General features: G+C 40.0%; 11 protein-coding genes. All 11 read left to right on the top strand.

Annotation, left to right across the window (positions count from 1 at the left end; translation table 11 throughout):
* Positions 1-18 precede the first annotated feature (18 nt).
* The 11 genes from glgB (at position 19) to cydC (ending at position 19,266) form a co-directional block, all read left to right on the top strand.
* A complete protein-coding gene (glgB, locus tag UFO1_RS21765; protein ID WP_038674182.1) occupies positions 19-1,935 on the top strand; it encodes a 1,4-alpha-glucan branching protein GlgB in 1,917 nt (638 codons plus the stop codon).
* A gap of 16 nt (positions 1,936-1,951) precedes the next feature.
* Entirely contained in the window at positions 1,952-3,163 is a 1,212-nt protein-coding gene (locus tag UFO1_RS21760; protein ID WP_038674180.1) for a glucose-1-phosphate adenylyltransferase, read from the top strand.
* A 6-nt stretch (positions 3,164-3,169) separates the two neighbouring features.
* On the top strand, positions 3,170-4,288 hold the full coding sequence (glgD, locus tag UFO1_RS21755; RefSeq protein ID WP_038674178.1) for a glucose-1-phosphate adenylyltransferase subunit GlgD: 1,119 nt from the start codon (positions 3,170-3,172) through the stop codon (positions 4,286-4,288).
* 3 nt (positions 4,289-4,291) lie between these two features.
* Positions 4,292-5,758: a glycogen synthase GlgA gene (gene glgA / locus UFO1_RS21750; protein WP_038674177.1), complete on the top strand. Its 1,467-nt coding sequence runs from the start codon at positions 4,292-4,294 to the stop codon at positions 5,756-5,758.
* 128 nt (positions 5,759-5,886) lie between these two features.
* Complete coding sequence (locus UFO1_RS21745) at positions 5,887-9,348, top strand: bifunctional glycogen debranching protein GlgX/4-alpha-glucanotransferase (RefSeq protein WP_038674175.1); 3,462 nt, start codon at positions 5,887-5,889, stop codon at positions 9,346-9,348.
* A 115-nt stretch (positions 9,349-9,463) separates the two neighbouring features.
* Positions 9,464-9,886 (top strand): Rrf2 family transcriptional regulator, encoded by a 423-nt coding sequence (locus UFO1_RS21740; RefSeq protein ID WP_038674173.1) that lies wholly within the window; start codon positions 9,464-9,466, stop codon positions 9,884-9,886.
* A gap of 7 nt (positions 9,887-9,893) precedes the next feature.
* Complete coding sequence (locus tag UFO1_RS21735; protein ID WP_038674171.1) at positions 9,894-11,282, top strand: cytochrome ubiquinol oxidase subunit I; 1,389 nt, start codon at positions 9,894-9,896, stop codon at positions 11,280-11,282.
* A complete protein-coding gene (gene cydB / locus UFO1_RS21730) occupies positions 11,273-12,277 on the top strand; it encodes a cytochrome d ubiquinol oxidase subunit II (protein WP_038674169.1) in 1,005 nt (334 codons plus the stop codon). The genes UFO1_RS21735 and cydB overlap by 10 nt, the downstream gene beginning before the upstream one ends.
* A gap of 139 nt (positions 12,278-12,416) precedes the next feature.
* A complete protein-coding gene (locus UFO1_RS21725; RefSeq protein WP_038674168.1) occupies positions 12,417-15,281 on the top strand; it encodes an FAD-binding and (Fe-S)-binding domain-containing protein in 2,865 nt (954 codons plus the stop codon).
* Between the two features lie 533 nt (positions 15,282-15,814).
* Positions 15,815-17,545 carry a thiol reductant ABC exporter subunit CydD gene (gene cydD, locus UFO1_RS21720; RefSeq protein WP_038674166.1) on the top strand — a complete coding sequence of 577 codons (1,731 nt, stop codon included), beginning with the start codon at positions 15,815-15,817 and terminating at the stop codon, positions 17,543-17,545.
* The gene (gene cydC / locus UFO1_RS21715) at positions 17,542-19,266 is read left to right on the top strand and encodes a thiol reductant ABC exporter subunit CydC (RefSeq protein WP_038674164.1); all 1,725 of its coding nucleotides are present in this window, start codon (positions 17,542-17,544) and stop codon (positions 19,264-19,266) included. Before cydD ends, cydC begins: the two co-directional genes overlap by 4 nt.
* Positions 19,267-19,289: the final 23 nt, after the last annotated feature.

The raw sequence follows: 19,289 nt of genomic DNA, 5'->3' as shown, positions 1-19,289 counted from the left end.
GAAAGGTGGAGGGATTGTATGGGAATTGATGTTTCACCAGTCAGTGAAGAGGATCTATATTTGTTTCATGAAGGCAGTCACTTTCGTAGTTATCAACTCTTAGGAGCCCATGGAATTGAGGAAAACGGGGCTCGTGGTGTACGTTTTACCCTTTGGGCACCCAATGCGAAAGGGGTAAAAGTTGTTGGGAATTTTAATAATTGGCAAGGCCATCAGCATGTCCTAAAGCGGGTAGGACAGTCTGGAATTTGGCAATTATTTGTTCCTCATCTTGGAGTTGGAGAACTGTATAAATATGAAATTGATACGTTAGATGGGCAGCGATTGCTAAAGGCAGACCCCTATGCTTTTTATGCTCAGTTAAGGCCAGATACAGCGTCAATTGTCTATGATTTGAATCGTTATCAATGGCAGGATGAAACATGGCAGCTGGAAAAGAAAAAACCTGCGTATCAGCAACCCGTGCTAATTTATGAGATGCACTTAGGTTCCTGGCGGCGAGGGGAAGGAAATCGGCTGCTAACCTATCGTGAATTAGCAGAGATCCTCCCTGAATATGTAGTATCTATGGGATATACCCATATTGAAATTATGCCTGTTGCCGAACATCCTTTTGATGGGTCTTGGGGTTATCAGGCTACAGGGTATTTTGCGATTACTAGTCGATATGGGACTCCGGAAGATTTTATGTATTTGATTGATTGTTGTCATAATCGTGGTATTGGTGTAATTATGGATTGGGTTCCAGGACATTTTTGTAAAGACGATCATGGACTTAGGCGTTTTGATGGAACACCTTTATATGAATATCCTGATGTGCAGCGGGGTGAGAATGTAGGCTGGGGTACTGCTAATTTTGATTTAGGCCGCAAAGAAGTGCTTAGTTTTCTTATTTCAAATGCTTTGTTTTGGTTAGATGTATATCATCTTGATGGAATTCGTGTTGACGCTGTTTCTAATATTTTATACTTAAATTATGGGAGAGAAGAGGGGCAGTGGACTCCGAATCAATATGGAGGCAATGGGAATTTAGAAGGGGCAGCTTTTTTACGCAAGCTAAATGAAGTAGTATTTGCACGAAATTCTCATGTTCTCATGATGGCAGAAGAGTCTACGGCCTGGCCGATGGTTTCTTGGCCAACTTATAGTGGTGGGCTAGGTTTTAACTTCAAATGGAATATGGGGTGGATGAATGATATGCTGCGTTATATGGCCATTGACCCCGTCCATCGCAAGTGGAATCACCACTTATTGACTTTTTCATTAATGTACGCTTTCTCTGAGAATTTTGTCTTACCTTTATCTCATGATGAGGTGGTTCATGGCAAAAAGTCTATGTTGAATAAAATGCCTGGCGATTATTGGCAAAAATTTGCTAATCTCCGTGCCTTTTATGGTTACTGGATAGCTCATCCTGGGAAAAAGCTCTTATTTATGGGTAGTGAATTTGGACAGTTTATTGAGTGGCAAGATCATGAAAGCTTAGATTGGCATCTCCTCGAATCTCCTATGCATAAAAAGATGCAGAACTATTGCCGTGAATTAAATCATTTTTATCAGCGTGAAAAAGCGTTGTGGGAAGTCGATGGAAACTGGCAAGGATTTCAATGGATAGACTGCAGTGACTACACGCAAAGCGTGATTTGCTTTATGCGTAAAGCAATGGCTCAGGGGGAAACCCTGCTTGTTATATGTAATTTTACACCTGAGGTACATGAATCCTACAGAATTGGGGTACCAGCTATGGGAAATTATCAGGAAGTATTTAATAGTGATTGGGAAGAGTTCGGTGGTTCTGGGCAAAAAAATGCAAAGATAGTAACTGCAGAATCAGTAAGTTGGCAAAACCAGTCACAGTCAGTAGAGATCACTCTTCCCCCTTTGGCTACCATCTATTTAAAACATAAGGAACTAGAACAGATAAATGATATTTAATACTGGGGGCGTTATTATGCACAAGAAAAAGTGTGTAGCGATGTTGTTAGCAGGCGGACAAGGAAGTCGTCTCGGTATTTTGACGCAAAAAGTAGCCAAACCAGCGGTTCCTTTTGGTGGGAAATATCGTATTATTGATTTTCCTTTGAGTAATTGTAACAATTCAGGCATTGACACAGTAGGGGTACTTACCCAATATAAACCGTTAGCATTAAATGGTTATATTGGTATTGGCAGTGCTTGGGACTTAGATAGAATGAATGGCGGAGTATATGTTTTACCACCCTTTGTGAAAGAGCAAGGAGGAGAGTGGTATAAGGGAACTGCGGATGCGATTTGCCAAAATAGTAACTTTATTGAGGGGTTTAATCCAGAATATGTGTTGATATTATCCGGAGATCACATTTACAAGATGGATTATTCCTTAATGTTAGAATTTCACCAAGACAAAAAAGCCGATGCCACTATTGCTGTAATCGAAGTGCCTTGGGAGGAAGCCAGTCGCTTCGGTATTATGAATACGGATGGTGACAACCGTATTATTGAATTTGATGAGAAACCTGCAGAGCCAAAAAGCAATCTGGCTTCGATGGGAATTTATATATTTAGTTGGGCCCTTTTAAAAAAATATTTAGCGGAAGATGAACAAGATATAAGTTCTACTCATGATTTTGGTCATGATATTATACCAAAAATGTTAGCCGATAAACGAAATTTGACAGCTTACCCGTTTAAAGGATATTGGAAAGATGTTGGGACTGTAGAAAGCTACTGGCAGGCAAATATGGACTTATTAGGCGAGGAATCGGAGCTGAATATGTACGATCCTAAGTGGCGCATTTATTCCGCTAATCCGCCTCGCCCTCCCCATTACACCTCGGCAACGGCCAAGGTTAGGAACTCTATTATCAGTGAGGGATGTTTGGTTTTAGGAGAGGTAGAGAATTCGGTCATTTTTCGGGATGTATATATTGGAGAGGGAGCAAAGATCAAAGACTCTATTATAATGTCGAGTGTCCATATTGAGGATAATGTGGTGATTGATAAGGCGATTATCGGTCGTAAGACTGTTTTAAAACAAGGAAGTATTGTAGCCGCAGACCAAGTAGCAGGAGAACAGGAAATTGTAGTATTGGATGCAGATATGATGATACCACCTCATACTAAGGTGGTAGGAAGTATATCTTGTGTCCTAACAGATGATGATTTTTGCAAAAGGGGGGAATAGCAAGTTATGTTAGATTTAATGGGAATTATTAATCTTAATGAAGCAGAAGAATATTTAGGAGAACTAAGTCGATCTCGATCCTTGGCTTCTGTTCCTTTTGCAGGGCGCTATCGTCTAATTGATTTTGTTTTATCCAATATGGTAAATTCAGAGATCTCTAATGTAGGGATTTTTATTCAGCATAAATACCGGTCCTTAATGGACCATTTGCGCTCAGGTAAGGATTGGGATTTGGCTCGTAAACGAGATGGATTATTTATCCTACCTCCTGCCTATACCAAAACCCCTATGCAGGTTCATCGAGGAGATGTAGAAAATATTTATAGCAATCTAGATTATATTTATCAAAGCCGTCAGAAATATGTAATCATTGCAGGGGCCAACATGGTGACAAATTTGGACTACCGAGAAGCCCTAGCTGCTCATAAAAGTACAGGGGCGGATATTACTATTTTGTATACTAAGGCAAATTGCGGCACTCATGATTGTTTGCGAGCGAATATATTGGAGATAAAAGCCGATGGACAGGTTTCTGCCATTAAAGAGTTTAAAGACTCAGGTGGATATCAGAATATGTGCATGGAAATGTTTATTATGGAAAAAAGATTGCTGATCGAGTTAGTGAATCAATGTATCTCCTATGGTGACTATGACTTTGTTAAACATTGTATCATTAAAAATAGTAATAAATATAAAGTATATGGATATCATCATCAAGGCTATGTGGCTCGTATTTCGTCTTTACAAAGTTACTTTCAGCACAGTATGGAACTACTCAATCCAAATATTTGGAAGGAATTGTTTTTCAAGTCTGGCTTGATTTATACAAAGGCCAAAGATGAACCTCCAGCCAAATTTATGCAGGATTCTGAAGTAAGCAATTCTCTAATTGCCAGTGGGTGTTATGTTGAAGGGCGAGTAGAAAATAGCATCTTATTTCGTGGCGTAAAAGTTCAGAAGGGGGCATATATTAAAAATAGTGTTGTTATGCAGAAAGGCATAATTGCTTCAGGAGTTATGTTAGACAATGTGATTTGTGATAAAGATGTATACATAACGGCAAACAAGCAGTTAAAGGGTGAGGCTAGTTATCCTCTTGTAATAAAGAAAGGAAGGGTGATTTAACTTATGATAAAAGTATTAATCGCAGCCGCAGAGGCGGTACCTTTTGCTAAGACAGGCGGGTTAGGGGATGTAATTGGCTCATTACCCAAAGAGTTAATTAAGCAGGGTGTTGATGCTAGAGTTATTATGCCTAATTATCTAGATATTCCTGATGGCTTTAAGCGACAAATGGAGTTTAAAAATCATTTTTTTGTGCAGGTTGGTTGGCGGCAGCAATATTGTGGAATATTAGAGTTTGTTTATCAAGGTGTTACTTTCTATTTCGTAGATAATGAATATTATTTTAAACGCCACGGGTGCTATGGATATCATGATGATGCGGAACGATTTGGTTTTTTCTGCCGTGCCGTATTGGAATCACTAGCTAAGATTGATTTTATGCCAGATGTAATTCATTGCCATGACTGGCATGCGGGAATGGTTAGTGTTCTATTTGATGCTCACTATCGAAATGTGCCTGCATATAAACAAATTAAAACCTTATTTACCATTCATAACTTACGTTACCAAGGTGTTTTCCCGAAGGAAATATTACATGACATTTTAAGCCTGGATTGGCGTTATTTCAACGCCGAAGGTGTAGAGTTTCATGAAGGTGTTAGCTTTATGAAGGGGGGCTTAGCCTATTCCGATATGATTTCTACAGTAAGTCGGACCTATGCCCAAGAAATTCAAGACCCCTTTTTCGGCGAAGAGTTGGATGGGTTTTTACGGAAACGCCAAGGAGACTTAGTTGGTATTGTAAATGGCATTGATTATGATGTGTATAATCCAAAGAATGATAAATACATTTGCAGTCAATATGATGTAGAGCATTTGGAACAGAAAATGAAAAATAAAACAAACCTGCAGCGTCGTTTGGGGTTGCCAGTTCGAGAGGATGTTCCAATCATCGCTTTGGTTTCTCGTCTTGTAGGCCCTAAAGGTTTCGATTTAATAGAGCATATGTTTTTTAATTTAGTAAAGCAGGCTGCAGCGGTAGGAGAAGAATTTTATGATATTCAGCTTGTTGTCTTAGGAACTGGAGAGGCCAGATACGAGAACTTCTTTAAGTATATGGCCTGGCAGTATCCTGGAAAGGTATCAGCAAATATTATGTTCGATGATGAATTGGCTCATCAGATTTATGCTGGCGCAGATCTATTTCTTATGCCTTCCCTGTATGAGCCTTGCGGCATTGGGCAATTGATTGCCATGCGTTATGGTACATTACCAATCGTGCGGGAGATTGGTGGACTCAAGGATACGGTACAATCTTACAATGAGCAAACCGGTGAAGGGAATGGCTTTACCTTTGTGAATTATAATGCTCATGATATGCTTGACACGATTAATTGGGCTTTGAAAACATTCCAAGATAAAAAAGTCTGGAATCAAGTAGTGAAAAATGCAATGCAAAGCGATTACAGTTGGCAGCAATCCGCCATTCAATATGTAAATACTTATAAAAAACTAATTGGGCAAGTCTGATCAGATGGGGTTCTCTTTGGCCTGGAGATACAATACGGAAATTCAGTAAGGTGTTTTGTATCTCCACAAGCAGTTGTTATTGGCAAGACGGTAACAATGGATTTCCTAATTGAAAGTGAGGAAACGCTATGAAACAAGACTCTATGAGTCATGACTCTCAATTAGAAAGTTTTCGCAGTCCCTTTGGGGCTGTTTGTTGTAATGAGAAAATATTTCTGCATTTAATAGTGAAGGAAGATGTTGAGCCAGATAACGTTGTGTTTCGCTTATGGCAAGAGGGTCTTGGCGAAAAAAAAATAATTATGGAGCCACGGGAAAGGACAGATCTAGGTAGGCACTATCATGTAGAAATGAGTGCACCTTCATTCCCTTGTATTTTGTGGTACTATTTTATAGTTACCCTACAAGGCCAACTATATTATTATGGAAACAATCCAGAGGGACTAGGGGGCTTAGGACAGATATACGAAGGAGAGCCCCCCGCTTATCAAATTACAATATACAAGACAGGATCTGTTACACCTGATTGGTTTAAAGAATCGGTAATGTATCAGATTTTTCCTGATCGCTTTTATCAGGAATTAGAAGCTGGAATGGTTTTGTCTGCTCCTAAGGGTAGCGTGATCCATGCCCATTGGGATAATAATCCTTATTACATTCGCGATGCAGATACAGGAAGAATTGTATCTTACGATTTTTTTGGTGGAAACTTACAGGGAGTCATTGCAAAACTGTCATATTTAAAGGAATTAGGTATCAGTGTAATCTATTTTAATCCTATCTTTTCATCCGGGAGTAATCATCGCTATGATACAGGTGATTATAAAAAAGTAGATCCGATGCTTGGCGATAACAAAATTTTTTCCCAGTTGTGCAGCAAGGCAAAAGAATATGGAATTGAGATTATCTTAGATGGCGTCTTCAGTCATACAGGCAGTGATAGTGTTTATTTCAATCGAGAAGGAAACTATCCGGGACTAGGTGCTTATCAGTCAAAGGAATCTCCCTATTATAATTGGTATCGTTTTACTAAATATCCCAATCAGTATGAAGCTTGGTGGGGAATTGACACAATGCCCAATGTGGAAGAGCATGAACCTTCCTATATTGACTTCATTATTGAAGGACAAGATAGTGTAATCAAACATTGGTTACAACTTGGGGCAAAAGGCTGGCGGCTGGATGTAGCGGATGAACTGCCAGATGAATTTATCAAAAAGATATACAAAACAATGAAAGAGTTGGATAAAGAAAGTGTATTGATTGGAGAGGTTTGGGAAGATGCCTCTCACAAACAAAGTTATGGCAAGCTTAGAGAATACTTACAAGGTGAGGAATTGGATTCTGTAATGAACTATCCTTTTCGTGCAATTGTATTGGACTTTATGCTAGGAGTTATTGATGCTTTTGCAGTTCATCACTTATTTATGAGCTTGGCAGAAAACTATCCTAGCCATAACTTTTATGCCATGATGAACTTAATTGGTAGCCATGATGTACCTCGCATATTGACCTTACTGGGAGAAGCCCCTCCTTCAAACAGCCTAACCATTGCTGAACAGGCTAAATACCGTTTGCCTCTTGAAAAGCAGCCCTTGGCAATCGCTAGATTAAAACTTCTCGTTTTATGGCAAATTACATTTCCTGGCGTACCTTGTATTTATTACGGTGATGAGGTTGGTGTAGAAGGCCATAAAGATCCCTTTAATCGCAGGACGTATCCTTGGGGGCAAGAAAATACGGAAATTCTTGATTGGTACAAAAGAATCATTGCTCTTCGCAATCGCTATGATATTTTCAAATTAGGAGAGTGGATTTCTTTACCCTTAGGGAAGAAATCGTATGGTTATATTCGGAGAATTAGTAATGGTAAGAATGTTTTTGGCAAAGAAGGGCAAGACAATACGGCGCTTGTGTTATTGAATGGAAGTGTTGATCAAACGGCTCATATAGAAATTCCAATTCAGCAGTGGTGTCATGGAAGCATGATAGATCTTTTAAACGAAAACCAAGAGGTCCCAATTGTAGATGGAACGGTAAGAATTTGTTTACAACCTCTTGAAGGCAAAGTGTTACTACAAGCTGAGCAAAATTGTTTTCCACGGCAGGCGGGGGTGCTGCTCCACCCAACCTCTTTGCCTTCTAACTACGGTATAGGGGATTTAGGGAATGACGCTTACGACTTTATTGATTTTTTGCATGAAAGCAAGCAATCATTGTGGCAAATACTACCGCTTAATCCAGTTGGGGATAGCCATTCCCCTTACCAATGCCCCTCTGCTTTTGCGGGAAATCCACTACTTATTTCTTTAGAAAAATTGATCGAAAATGGGCTGCTTTCTACCCATGATTTGAAAGACTGCCCTATATTTGATAAGGAGCAAGTAGAATTTGAAAAAGTAAAAACATATAAGGAACAAAAGTTACGTAAGGCTTTTGGGAACTTTAGACAGCAGGGGCAGCCTTTAGCTTATGAAAAGTTTACTAGGCTACAGACTACGTGGCTTACTGACTATGCTCTATTTATGGCATTGAAAAATCATTTTAATGAGAAACCCTGGCATATGTGGCCTACTGCTATTGCATCAAGAGAACCAATAGCAGTATTAGAATATAAAGAGTTATTGGCAGACGAAATTGCCTATCATAGTTTTCTGCAGTTTATTTTCTTTAGTCAGTGGCAAGCTTTAAAACAATATGCAGCTGTAAAAAATGTGAAAATTATCGGAGATATACCTATTTTTGTTGCTCATGATAGCAGTGACATTTGGGCAAATCAGAAGCTTTTTGATCTAGACGAAAGTGGAAAACCAAAAACTGTAGCTGGCGTTCCCCCTGATTATTTTAGTAAGACAGGTCAGTTATGGGGAAATCCTCATTATCGATGGGAGGAAATGGCTAAGGATGATTATTATTGGTGGCAGCAGAGGATAAAAGTACTCCTCACCTTAGTTGATATAGTCAGGGTAGATCATTTTCGTGGTTTTGAATCTTTTTGGGAGGTTTCGGCTGAGGAGGAGACGGCGGAAAAAGGACAGTGGCGTAAAGGGCCTGGAGCACGTTTCTTTTATGTTTTGGAAAAAAAGCTAGGTAAGCTGCCAATTATTGTCGAAGATTTGGGCATTATTACATCCGAAGTAGAAGCGTTGAGAAATGAGCTTGGATTCCCCGGAATCAAGGTATTGCACTTTTCTTTTTCGTTTGATAAAAAGGGAAAATGTATAACTTACAGTTGCAAGAAAAATACGGCTGTATATACAGGAACACATGATAATGATACAACGGTAAGCTGGTATAGGAATCTCTTGGTGGAAGATCCTAAGCTAGCTACTTGTGTACAAGAGCAGGTTGGCATTCAGGGGTTAGAGGAAAATGAAATTCACTGGAAGTGTATCGAGTTTGTTTATCGGGGTAATGCCAATACAGTTATTGTGCCACTACAAGACATTATGGGCCTTCCTGGCCAAGCTAGAATGAATTTCCCCGGTACAATGGGGGGCAGTAATTGGGCCTGGCGATATCATAAAGAGATGCTAACAAAAAAGATAACTGATAAATTGGCAACACTTGTTGATCAGTATAATCGGTAGTAATTCAGAGGAACCCATTTTCTTCAAAAAAAATCTTGACGAAGGATATGTCACAGAGTAAAATTATAATTAATACCGAACCAGTATAGTATTGTTTTAAAGAGGAGGTGTATATGTGCAGTTTAACCAAGCGACGGATTACGCATTTCGGGTCATTATACATCTAACGGAATTACCAGAAGGAAAGCTAGCAAACGGTCAGACCATTGCTGAGCAGCAGAATATACCTCTAGGATTTTTGCAGAAAATCATGCGATCCTTAAGTAGGGGAGGGTTGGTAAAATCCTATCGGGGGGTAGATGGTGGTTTTGTGCTGGCAAAGCCTGCAAAAGAGATTAGTCTGTTAGATGTGATTCAGGCGATGGAAGGCCCGATTGATTTACAACGATGTTTGAAGGAAGATGCTTCCTGTACTAAAGGCTGTGAATCGAAATGCCTAGTACATACATCGTTGGCTGTTATTCAACAGGATTTTGTGAAGTCCCTAGAAAGGGTTAAGTTTGATCGGTTAGTAGAAAAAAATAATAGAGAAGGGTAGGGATAGTATGGATGCTTTGCTTTTAGCACGATGGCAATTTGCAATGACAACGGTATACCACTTTTTATTTGTACCGCTGACATTAGGCTTGTCAGTTCTAGTAGCGGTCATGGAAACCTTGTATGTTCAGACAGGAAATGAAATGTATAAAAAGATGACCATGTTTTGGGGGAAGTTGTTTTTAGTTAACTTTTCCATGGGTGTGGTAACTGGGATTGTTCAGGAATTTCACTTTGGTATGAACTGGGCCGAATACTCTCGTTTTATGGGGGATATTTTTGGAGCGCCTTTAGCATTAGAAGCCTTGACAGCCTTTTTCATAGAATCAACTTTTCTCGGATTATGGATTTTTGGCTGGGAGCGATTATCGAAGAGAGTGCATTTAGCTTGTATTTGGTTAGTCGCATTTGCTAGCAATTTATCTGCTTTTTGGATTTTAGTCGCCAATTCCTTTATGCAGTCTCCTGTAGGATATGCCTTACAAAATGGACGGGCAGAAATGACTGACTTTTTAGCGGTAATTACGAATCCTTATGTCTGGGGGCAATTTCCACATACTGTTTTAGGCGGACTTGTGACAGCGGGTGTATTTGTGACAGCGATTAGTGCTTATTATTTATTAAAACAACGTCATTTACCCATCTTTCGTATGTCGATTAAAGTGGGTTTAGCATGCATGTTAGTAAGCACTTTATTGGTAATGGGTACAGGACATTTGCAAGCTCAATACTTAGCTAAAAAACAACCAATGAAAATGGCTGCCATGGAAGCCCTATGGGAATCGGCAGATCCTGCTCCTTTTGCCATTGCAGTAGTGGTGGATGAAGCAAATAAAAAGAATTCCTTTGAAATCGGTATTCCCAAGGTGCTATCTTTATTGGCCTATGATAAGCCAGAGGGAGAAATAAAGGGCATTAATGAACTACAAGCTGCAGCAGAAATGAAATATGGGCCAGGCAATTATACTCCATCCATTACACAGTCCTTTTGGACCTTTAGAATCATGGTTTTGTCGGGTTTATGGATGATGTTATTAGCGGTTATCAGTATATTCTTATTGTATAAAGAGCGATTAGAGGAGAATGGGACCGTTCTTAAGTTGTTACTCTGGAGCTTACCCGTGCCTTATATTGCAAACTCAACTGGGTGGATATTAACAGAAGGGGGACGTCAGCCCTGGATCGTTGTAGGTTTACAGAAGGTTAGTCAGGCTGTCTCTACCAACGTAACAAGCACGGAAGTTTGGATTTCTTTGATTGGTTTTACGGTAATATACGGTGTACTGGCGATAGCAGCTATTTATTTAGTGCGGAAGTTTATTTTAGAGGGACCTGTGGAGCATAAGCCGGTTCTAGGTGTGCTGACTAAGAATAAGGAGGCGACATTATGGAACTAAATGTATTATGGTTTATTTTGGTTGGTGTTTTATTTACCGGTTTCTTTTTCTTAGAAGGATTTGATTATGGTGTTGGAATGTTATTGCCTTTCTTAGGCAAGGATGATGTAGAACGACGGATGATTATAAATACCATTGGGCCGGTTTGGGACGGAAATGAGGTTTGGATGATTACTGCAGGGGGGGCCATGTTTGCGGCGTTCCCACATGTATATGCAACTATGTTTAGCGGTTTTTACATGGCATTGTTTGTAATGCTTATGGCTTTGATTGTGCGGGGAGTGGCTTTTGAATTTCGGAGCAAAGACGAAAACCCTCAATGGCGTAGCACTTGGGATTGGATGATCTTTATTGGTAGTGCTCTACCAGCACTGCTTTGGGGCGTAGCTGTTACCAACCTGATTCAAGGCGTTCCTATTAATGCTAAGATGCAGTATGCTGGAACCTTCTTTGATTTATTAAGCCCTTACACTTTAGTAGGTGGGGTTGCCTTTTTACTCGTGTTTTTATTCCATGGGGCTTTGTTCTTAACCCTTAAGATTGAAGGGCCAATCATTGAACGTGCACGAAAAGCAGCTGTAACGATTGGAATTCTTGCTGCCGTAGCCTTCTTAAGCCTCGTAGGGTTAACGTATACGAACACAGATTTATTCAAAAGTGGATTAGCTAGTATTACCTTGTGGGGAGCAGTTGTAGTTTTTGTTCTGGGATATGCTTTAGCATGGATAAAAAAATACGGATGGGCCTTTGCTATGAGCGGGTTGGCCATTGTTTTCACAACAATCGCCTTTTTCAGTGGTTTATTCCCTCGGATTATGGTCTCTAGTTTAAATCCGTCATGGAGTTTAACGATCCACAATGCATCCTCTAGTGCCTACACTTTAAAAATAATGACATTTGCGGCGCTAATCTTAGTGCCCATAGTGCTAGCTTACCAGGGCTGGACCTACTGGGTATTTCGAAAACGCGTTACTGCTAAAGACTTAGAATATTAAAAATAAGGGCGGCTTTCGAGCTGCCCTTATTCAATAATCGAGTCATATTTATTGTTTTATCAAAAAATTATGTATATTTTGTCGATTTATGATATAGTTATTGGTATATTATTCTAATTCGAAAAGGGGGCCTATAACAGTGAGTTTAAAATTTGTTGAGAGTGATATTGCCAATCTTCCTGAAGTTTATCGGAATTTTTATCATGTTATTATAACTTTCATACCTAAAGAGAGGGTTTTTGTGGATCCGATTCGGACATTAGCTTATGGTGCTGATGCTAGTTTTTATAGTATGCTGCCGAAATTGGTGGTAAAAGTAAAATCTCCTGAAGAAATGGCGAACATTTTAAAAGAAGCCAATAAGGTGAACATTCCTGTAACTTTTAGAGCAGCAGGCACAAGTTTGTCCGGACAGTCCATTACAGATTCTGTGCTTTTAGTAGCAACGGAAGGTTGGCATAAGTACTCAATTGGCCCAGGTGGCGAATCCATTGCCCTAGAGCCAGGGATTATTGGGGCTGAAGCCAATGCTTATTTAAAATCATATTCCCGGAAAATCGGACCTGATCCAGCTACCATTAACAATGCGATGATTGGTGGGATTGCTGCTAATAATGCCAGTGGTATGTGCTGTGGTACAGCGGATAATAGCTATAAAACAGTAGCTAGCATGAAACTTATTTTTGCTGACGGCTCTATGTTAGATACTGGTGATGCAGCATCACGTGAAGAATTTAGAAAAACTCATCCATCAATCATACAAGACATTGAAAAGATACGTGATGAAATTACTGCTGATGAAGAGTTGACAAAACTTATTAAGCATAAATATAAAATTAAAAATACGACAGGTTACGGATTAAATTCTTTTGTAGATTATTTTGATCCTTTTGATATTATGAACCATTTGATGATTGGTTCAGAGGGTACTTTAGCTTTCATAACGGAAATTACCTATAAAACAGTAGTCGATCATGAATATAAAGCATCCGCGTTAATGATTTTCAAAGATATGAATACAACTTGCTTAGCGGTTATGAAGCTTGATAGAGATCTAGTCGCAGCTGCAGAAATGATGGACCGTGCATCTCTTCGGTCGGTAGAAGATGAAGCAGGCATGCCAGCATATTTGAAAACTTTATCACCCGATGCCGCTTCTTTACTAGTAGAAGTGCGTGCCGAAAGCAAGGCTGCCTTAGATGAATTAATTGAGGGCGTCAAAGCAAGGTTAGCAGATATTCCGACTGTGCTTCCTATTGAATTTACAGATGTAAAAGCAGAATATGAAGTATTATGGCATATTCGCAAAGGAATTTTCCCAGCGGTTGGCGGTATGAGAAAACCGGGTACTTCCGTAATTATTGAGGATGTTGCTTTTCCAAAAGAGAAAATGGCAGAAGCAGTGCCAGAACTTAGAAACATCATGGATAAATACCATTATGAAGATGGTATTATTTATGGACACGCTTTAGATGGTAATGTACATTTTGTTGTAACGCAGACATTTAAGACGCAAGAAGAAATTGAACGCTATCAATCATTAATCCAGGATGTCTGCAACATGGTAGTGAATGAGTATGGTGGTTCTTTAAAAGCAGAACATGGTACAGGACGTAATATGGCACCTTTTGTAGAAATGGAGTGGGGCCAAACAGCTTACCGCTTTATGCGTAAATTGAAAAATGTGTTTGATAAAGATAATACCTTAAACCCTGATGTTATTATTACGGATAATCAACTGCTTTATATTCAAAATCTAAAGCCAATGGCTCAGGCGCACGAAATTATTGATAAATGTATAGAGTGTGGTTTCTGTGAAATTAACTGTCCTTCTAAAAATCTTACGGCAACGCCTAGACAGCGTATTGTAGTACAACGTGAGATTGCTAGATTAAGGCAAACGGGGGAGGATAATACTCGGCTGCGTCGTTTGGAAGAAGATTATGCTTATTTTGGTGACGAAACCTGTGCGACGGATGGACTGTGTTCCACTACTTGTCCTGTAGGGATTAATACTGGCGAGCATACCAAGCATTATAGAGCTAACTTAATGGGGGATCGCGGTAAATCCATTGGCCGATTTATTACCCAAAACTTTGCAGGAGTTACTACGATGGCCCGCCTTGGTCTTACTAGTGCCGGCTTAGCCCACTCGATACTGGGTACATCTTTAATGGGAGGACTTACTCAGGGCTTACATTCTTTGAGTGGTCATAAAGTGCCTTTATGGAATCCATGTATGCCTGGCGCCGGAAAAACTCCAGATCCATCCCAATCGAAAAAGGGCGTAGCGGGACGGAAGGTAGTGTACTTCCCAAGTTGCGTTAGCCGGACCATGGGCGGTGCTTCTGCTGTTGATAAAGACAAACGGCAACTCAGTCAAGTAATGATCCAACTGATGGAGAAAGCTGGCTATGAGGTAATTTTCCCCCGTGAGATGGATAAATTATGTTGTGGCATGCCTTTTGAAAGTAAAGGATTATTCGAATCCGCAGATAAAATGAGTAGTGAGTTAGAAAAAGAATTACTTGTTGTTAGTAATAATGGAGAGTATCCAATTGTATGTGATACCAGTCCATGTATTTATCGTATGAGAAAAATGATGGATAAAAAGCTTAAAATGTTTGAACCATTAGAATTTATTCATGATTATCTACTCGAATTACTAAACTTTAATAAAGAGCAAGAAACTATAGCAGTTCATGTTACTTGTAGTTCTACCAAATTAGGACTTAAAGAAAAATTCAAAAAAGTAGCAGAGGCTTGTGCTACTACCGTTGTTATGCCGGAGAAGGTAAGATGTTGTGGTTTTGCTGGTGATAAGGGTTTCGAAGTCCCTGAATTAAATGAATCAGCATTAGCCGAACTAAAGGATTGTTTACCAGCTGATTGCAGTGCAGGCTATTCCAATAGCCGTACTTGTGAAATGGGTTTATCTCATCGTAGTGGTCTTAGCTACCAATCCATAGTATACTTGGTAGATCGCTGTACTACGGCAAAATAATCTGATGTTTACTAGCTATGCCTCCTATGAAAATAGGGGGCGTAGTCTTTTCTTATACTGAAAAGGTTTACAAACCACAAAGACACAATGCCGCTAACACGGCACACAAAGGATAAACTATGAGTAGAACTTTTTGTGAATATCTCTTTGTGTCCTTTGTGTCTTTGTGGTTTAAATATTTTGTGTATGTTTTGAAGGACACAAGCGTTTTTCTTATGGCAAATAAAAATATTGCAAGTTTGTTAAATCCTCGTTATGATTATAGAGTAAAATAATAATTATCCGATGACTAAACCGCTCTAAGACTCCCATCTTCTATAAGTGGGAGTTAAGAGCGGCTAAGTCCCTGGATAAGTGCGACTAAGATTCAGATGGAGTTAAAACTCCATCTGAATCAAGTCTTCTTTATCAATAAAAAATAGTTTTTTTACTAGTGTCAAGGAAGGGATACTGCTAGGGTGCATGGTGACATGCTTTCTTTTTTTTACGGTTATAATAAGAGTCTCCCTATAGAATAGAACAGGAGCATGGTTATGATTGATAAACGTCTGATAGAGCAGCTAAAACAACATAGAGAAGAATTCTTTTTGCTAGTTGGATTGGGGCTGGGTGGTGGTATTTTAGCGGTACTACAAGCTAACTACTTAACTAAAGTGATAACCGGGGTATTTTTGGATAAGCTGGATTTGCCTGAGGTGTGGCAGTGGATGGGTGCCTTGTTTGGGGTTATGATTGTGCGTAGCCTATTCACGTGGCTAATCGAGGTTAAGGCTCATCGCCTGGCTTCCTATGTAAAAATTAACGTTAGGCAACGTATATTATCCTCCCTTTTGGCCTTAGGCCCCCTCTATATTCGTGGGCAACAAACAGGAGAATTGGTTAATGTATTGGTAGAAGGGGTAGAAAATCTAGAACCTTATTTTGCAAAATTCCTGCCTCAGTTATTTACAGCAGTAATAGTGCCATTGGTTGTTTTGACTTCTGTAGTCCCTCTAGATGGAACTACAACGCTTATTTTACTATTCACAGCGCCGTTAATTCCGATTTTTATGATATTAATCGGACGTTCAGCAGAACAAGTGAATAAAAGGCAGTGGGAGACTTTGTCGCGCCTAAGTGCGCATTTTTTAGATGTGTTACAAGGCTTAACCGTGCTGAAAGTATTTGGGCGCAGTATTGAGCAAATACAAGTAATTGATCGTATGAGTAATCAATTTCGAGATAAGACGCTGAATGTATTAAAAGTAGCTTTTTTATCAGCCTTAGTATTAGAGTTGGTGGCAACAATTAGTACGGCGTTAGTGGCGGTAACTATCGGACTCAAATTGTTATATTTTAAGATGGATTTTTCCCAGGCTTTTTTCTTACTGCTGCTAGCTCCAGAATTTTATTTGCCCCTGCGCCAGTTAGGGGCTCATTTTCATGCTGGAATGGCTGGAACTGCGGCAGCGGATCGAATTTTTGCCATTTTATCCTTACCACAGAGGCAAGATAAGGCAAGACATAAAAATCCCTTTCCTCAGCAAGAACAAGTGGAAATTGCTTTTGAAAATGTACATTATGCTTATCAAGGGGGAGAACGCCCAGCTTTGCGAGGGCTGACCTTTGAGATGAAGCCAGGAGAGACTGTTGCCTTAGTTGGGGCTAGCGGTTCGGGAAAAAGTACGGTGGCTAGTCTATTGCTCGCATTTATGCAGCCAGATAAAGGAAATATTTTTGTTAATGGAATAAGTTTATCCGATATACGGGTTGATGACTGGTTGGCTCAAGTTGCCTTCGTGCCTCAAGAACCCCATTTGTTTTACCGTTCGGTGGCTGATAATATACGTTTAGGGCGGGAAGATGCAACAATGGAGGAAGTCATAAGGGCGGCAAAGAATGCGGGCGCCCATGAATTTATCCTCAGTTTACCGGAAGGATATGAAACCTTAGTGGGAGAGGGTGGACATGGTTTGAGCGGTGGACAAGGCAAACGACTAGCCATTGCTCGAGCTTTTCTGCAGGATGCCCCCTTCTTGCTATTAGATGAGGCTACAGCAGGCTTAGATCCTCAAAATGAAGCTGTGATTGAGGAGGCTTTGGCACGTCTCATGAAGAGGCGCACCGTCTTAATTATCGCCCACCGTTTGACGACAGTGTACCAAGCAGATTGGATTGTAGTGCTAAATGAGGGGCAGGATGTAGAATCTGGCCGCCACGATACATTAATGAAAGATCGTGGCTTGTATTCTCAACTTGTAATGGCCTTTCGAGGTGAAAAATGAATACATTGTTACGATTATTAAGAATTATTGGCCCCTCTTGGATGACGATGCTTGTGGCTGGTGTCTTTGGTTGTTTGACCATTGGCAGTAATATAGGGTTAATGGCTGCTTCCGCCTATCTTATTTCTAGTGCGGCCCTGCATCCCTCAATCGTAGAGCTATCAGTTGCTATTGTGGGAGTGCGCTTTTTTGGTATATCTAGGGCTGTTTTTCGTTATTTAGAACGCTATATTTCTCATGATGCTACCTTTCGTTTATTAGGGATAATACGGGTATGGTTTTATACTAAATTAGAAAGATTAGCACCTGCAGGATTATTAAAATGGCAGAGTGGGGAATTATTTGGCGCAATTGTTGGTGATGTGGAAACCTTAAAGGAGTTTTATCTTAGAGTTCTGGCGCCTCCTTTTATTGCACTTTTAGTACTGATTGGTACGTGCATCTTTTTAGCACAGTATAGTATGCAATTTGTATATGTCCTGTTAGGCGGGTTTTTCACATTAGGTATCCTGTTGCCTTTTTTGGTTCTAAGGTTACAGCGGCCGATTGCCAATGAATTGGTCCAAACTAGAACTGAAATGAAGGCCCAATTAGTGGATAGCATAACAGGTATTGTTGAACTTGCCGCCTTTGGTCAAACGCAACGGCAAGCTCAGCATATTGAGGTTATTGATCAACGCTTAGCAAAGCTTCAGGGAAAAGTAGCAAATATGACTGGGATGATAGATGCGCTTGGCATGTTAATAGTTAATGGTACGATGTGGCTCGTTTTGTGGTTAGCGATTCCTTTGGTATATAGCGGTCAACTAGAGGGTATTTATCTAGCAGTAGTGGCTTTAACAGTGCAAAGTAGTTTTGAAGGGGTATTGCCCTTGCCGATAGCAATGCACTATTTGGCTGAAAGTTTGTCAGCTGCCAAACGTCTATTTGCTATAGTGGATCAGCAGCTTGCTGTACTTGATAATGGTGAAGATGTATTTTTAAATAAGGATGTAAGTATTGAGGTTGATAAACTAAGCTTTTCTTACCGGGAAGGAACAACCATATTAGATAATGTCTCCTTTTCCGTTGCACCGGGACAGAGTTTGGCTATCGTAGGGCCTAGCGGGGCGGGAAAGAGCACTTTGCTGCATTTGTTGTTACGGTTTTGGGATTATCAACAAGGTTCTATTCGGTTTGGCGGGAATGAAATAAAGAATTATGATTCTCAGGAAGTGCGTAAGCAGTTTGGTGTAGTCGCGCAGCGAAGTCATTTATTTAATGCTAGTATTAAGGATAATATTTTGCTGGCAAGACCAGATGCTAGTGAGGATACCCTTATGGAGGTCATTAAAAATGCCGAGCTTAGTGAATTCATTAAGAGCTTGCCGCAGGGCTTAGATACTATGGTAGGGCAAAATGGACATGCTTTATCAGGGGGGCAAAGACAGCGGATTGCCATTGCTAGGGCGCTTTTAAAGGATGCTCCTCTATTAATTTTAGACGAGCCTACGGTAGGCCTAGACGCTTTAACGGAAGAGGCGATTATGGAGACCATTTCCCGTTTAATGCAAGGGCGGACTACCATTTTAATTACCCACCGTTTGACTGGATTAGATAGAGTAGGGGATATTATCGTGCTAGAGTCTGGCCGCATTATTGAACAAGGTAGTCAGGTTGAGTTATTAGAAAAACAGGGTCTTTTTTATCAGTTGTGGCGTTTACAACAGGATGTGTTATAATAGTATAGGAAAATAATAGGTAA

This window comes from Pelosinus sp. UFO1 (genome assembly GCF_000725345.1).
Classification (GTDB): Bacteria; Bacillota; Negativicutes; order DSM-13327; family DSM-13327; genus Pelosinus.
This window is presented reverse-complemented; position numbering and strand designations above follow the sequence as displayed.